The 3,132-nt window shown below is 43.9% G+C and carries 3 protein-coding genes; all 3 read right to left on the minus strand.

What is annotated here, in order from left to right; genetic code table 11:
* Positions 1-1,850: electron transport complex subunit RsxC (gene rsxC, locus CWB66_RS11520; protein WP_138585482.1), on the minus strand; the 1,850-nt coding region annotated here is incomplete at its 3' end.
* A gap of 8 nt (positions 1,851-1,858) precedes the next feature.
* Positions 1,859-2,413, minus strand: a complete 555-nt coding sequence (rsxB, locus tag CWB66_RS11525) for an electron transport complex subunit RsxB (RefSeq protein ID WP_007379057.1) — start codon at positions 2,411-2,413, stop codon at positions 1,859-1,861.
* 1 nt (position 2,414) lies between these two features.
* On the minus strand, positions 2,415-2,996 hold the full coding sequence (rsxA, locus tag CWB66_RS11530) for an electron transport complex subunit RsxA (RefSeq protein WP_008134172.1): 582 nt from the start codon (positions 2,994-2,996) through the stop codon (positions 2,415-2,417).
* Positions 2,997-3,132: the final 136 nt, after the last annotated feature.

A 3,132-nucleotide genomic window follows, 5' to 3' on the forward strand; every position in this document is an offset into this window, starting at 1 on the left:
TCATCAACTGGCGTATCAGTTTGCGGCACTTCACTCTCAGCAGGCTCAGTAGCTTCATTTGCTTTAGCTGCTTTTTTAGCTTTGGCGCGGGCAATCGCAGCGGCAACGGCTGCTTTTTTGTCATCAACTGGTGCATCGCTTTGTGGCGTTTCACTCACGGCTGATTCATCTGTTTGAGATTTTTGATCTTTATATTTTCGCGCTTGTTCTTTACGAAGTGCGCGTTCTTTTGCGACTTCACTATTATCAGGCTCTAACTCAGCTGATTGATCGCCGAGTTTTTTAGCTTTAGCACGGGCGATAGCGGCAGCAACAGCCGATTTTTCATCGCCATTATCTGATTTACTTTTAACGCGGGCTAGCGCATCAGCCACTTTTTGTTTCTCGTCAGCTGATTTAGCCGCAGGCTTGCGTTTATGACGGTTTTGCCTTTCTTCTTGCTCGCGATCTAAGCGCTCTTTACGTGCATCAAAACGCTCTTTTGCGCGATCGGCTTTAATTTTATCAGCCTGTTGTTCTTTTATTTCCACTTTGGCGACACGGTAGTATTGCACAAGTGGGATTTCACTTGGGCAAACATAGGCACATGCACCACATTCAATACAATCAAATAAATTGTGTTCCTGGAGTTTGTCGTATTCTTTTGATTTAGCAAACCATTGTAATTGTTGCGGTAATAAAGAGGCAGGGCAAGCATCAGCACACGCACTACAGCGAATACAGGCTTTTTCAGGGCCTGGCTCTGCAAGTTCTTTATGATCAGGCGCTAGTATGCAGTTAGTTGTTTTTACAACGCCAATACGGACTGTGGGCAGAGTAAAGCCCATCATCGGGCCGCCCATAACAACGCGTTGCTGTGGTACAGGTGAAAAACCTTGGCAATCAAGTAAGTGTTTTATTTCAGTGCCTAATAAAGCCCACACATTACCAGGTTTATGGATAGTATTACCCGTAACCGTCACTACCCGTTCAATGAGTGGTTTACCTTCGTACACAGCTTGCTGCACGGCAAACAACGTACCTGTGTTGTGCACAAGTACGCCAATATCTGCCGGTATGCCGGCGCTTGGCACTTCACGATTAGTGAGTAGCTTAATGAGTTGTTTTTCACCGCCCGATGGGTAAATAGTCGGGACCGTTTGCACAATTATTTTTTCGTTATGCTCAGCCGCCTTGCTCATCGCAATGATAGCTTCGGGTTTGTTATCTTCAATGCCTACAATACATAGCGTTGGGTTTAGCAACTGTTGCATGAGTTCCAGGCCTTGAATGACCTCAATTGCATGCTCACGCATTAAGGTGTCGTCGGCTGTAATATAGGGTTCACACTCAACCGCATTAACTATCAAAAACTCAATAGGTTGCTTTGTGTCAGCTTTTATATAGGTAGGAAAACCTGCGCCGCCCATACCGCTAATGCCTGCTTGATGAATTATATTTACTAATTCGTCGTGACTCAGCGTTGTTGGATTATTAATTGGGTTAAGTGCCACCCATTCATCTTTACCATCTGGTTCAATAACAACACTTAGCTCTGGTAATGCAGAAGGGTGCGCCGAAGGCTGTGGAGCTATATCAGTAATAATCCCCGAACTTGGTGCATGCACAGGTACTGACCAGTTAGCAACAGGAGCCGTTAAAGCTTGGCCTTTAAGTACATGTTGGCCTTTTTCGACAAGTAGCTTACCGTTTGCGCCTATGTGTTGCTTTAGCGCAACGACAAGCTTATCGGGCAATGGTAGGCGCGTAATGCTCGCACTATTAGAGAGTGATTTTTGTTGTGGTGGGTGTATGCCGCCAGGAAATGGCCAAGCAACCCCTTTTTTTATTTGTTCAAGTAACTTATCCACTCAAACCTCTAATCTATTTGTGTAACTGGAATAGCATCTAGCTGCCATTTCCAGTTTTGTTTAGTTTCGGCTACAGGCAGCATATCAATGCAATCTACAGGGCAGGGCTCAACACATAAATCGCAGCCGGTACATTCATCAATTAATACCGTGTGCATTTGGCGAGTAGCGCCTAAAATAGCGTCAACAGGGCAAGCCTGAATACACTTAGTACAGCCAATACATTCGTCTTCGCGAATGTAGGCTACTGTTTTTATTGGCTCTGCTTGTTCGCCGCCGGCAAGTGGTTTTTCATCAACACCCATTAAGCCTGCAAGCTTTTTCATGGTTGCTTCGCCGCCAGGTGGGCATTTATTTATTTCATCACCATTTGCAATTGCTTCTGCATAGGGACGACAACCAGGGTAGCCACATTGTCCGCACTGGGTTTGCGGTAAAATGGTGTCTATTTGCTCAACAATGGGATTGCTCTCTACGCGAAATCGTATCGCAGCAAATCCTAAAATCAACCCAAAAACCAGCGCTAGTGAGCCAAGCGCAATTAAGGCATAAAACAAGGTCATATTAAAATTTCACTAATCCGGTAAAGCCCATAAACGCCATCGACATTAAGCCTGCGGTTATCATGGCAATAGAGGCGCCTTTAAAAGGGGTGGGTACGTCAGCTGCTGCTAAACGCTCACGTAATGCTGCAAATAATACCAGCACCAACGAAAAGCCAACCGCAGCGCCAAAACCATACACTGCCGATTGTAAAAATGAGTGATCTTCTTTGATATTTAATAAGGCGACACCTAATACAGCACAGTTAGTGGTTATTAGCGGTAAAAATATTCCTAATAAGCGATACAGAGTTGGGCTGGTTTTACGTACCACCATTTCGGTAAATTGCACCACAACGGCAATCACTAAAATAAAGCTCATTGTGCGCAAAAACTCGATGTCGAGTGGGATTAAAATATACTGATTTACTAAATAGCTGGTAACAGAGGCGAGCGTAAGCACAAAAGTAGTCGCCAAAGACATACCAATAGCCGTATCAAGTTTTCCTGATACGCCCATAAAAGGACATAAGCCTAAAAATTGTACTAATACAAAGTTATTAACCAGAACAGTACCAATCAATAACAAGACATATTCAGTCATGCGAGCCTCGCGCTATTAAAATCAGAGGTATTATCCTTTTTTCTGATGTGATTAACAACATATGCAGTGATTATCATTTAAATAAACAATATTAATTTAAGGGGTAACAACAAAGCAGGCATTGATCAGACCCCTA

It is taken from the genome of Pseudoalteromonas sp. S558, from assembly GCF_005886635.1.
Classification (GTDB): domain Bacteria; phylum Pseudomonadota; class Gammaproteobacteria; order Enterobacterales; family Alteromonadaceae; genus Pseudoalteromonas; species Pseudoalteromonas aliena.

Coding starts and splice junctions, on each gene's coding strand:
- rsxA (WP_008134172.1), bottom strand. CDS start 2,996: ATGACTGAATATGTCTTGTTATTGATTGGTACTGTTCTGGTTAATAAC.
- rsxB (WP_007379057.1), bottom strand. CDS start 2,413: ATGACCTTGTTTTATGCCTTAATTGCGCTTGGCTCACTAGCGCTGGTT.